The sequence below is a fragment of the Effusibacillus lacus genome (genome assembly GCF_002335525.1).
Lineage (GTDB): Bacteria > Bacillota > Bacilli > Tumebacillales > Effusibacillaceae > Effusibacillus > Effusibacillus lacus.
Genome location: NZ_BDUF01000110.1, coordinates 1 through 276, shown reverse-complemented (window position 1 = coordinate 276; position 276 = coordinate 1). Strand labels below are relative to the sequence as shown.

At 55.1% G+C, this 276-nt stretch carries 1 rRNA gene; it reads right to left on the bottom strand.

Annotated elements, in window-relative coordinates:
- A 23S ribosomal RNA gene (locus tag EFBL_RS19225) occupies nt 1-276 on the bottom strand; the annotation flags it as partial.

The following is a 276-nucleotide window of genomic DNA, read 5'->3' as shown; positions in this document are numbered from 1 at the left end:
TTATAAGAGACGGATTTGCCTATCTCTCAACCTCACTGCTTGCACGGCCATCCAACAGGCCGCTCTCCCTATCCTCCTGCGTCACGCCATTGCTAATTCACCCACGAAAGTGACGGAAAGCTTCGCAGCGTATTCCGAATACTTTCGTGGGGACCCCATACACAGATGTATTTCTGGATGGGAACGGCTGCGCGGTGGTACTGGAATTTCCACCAGTTGTCCATCGCCTACGCCTTTCGGCCTCGGCTTAGGTCCCGACTAACCCTGGGCGGACGA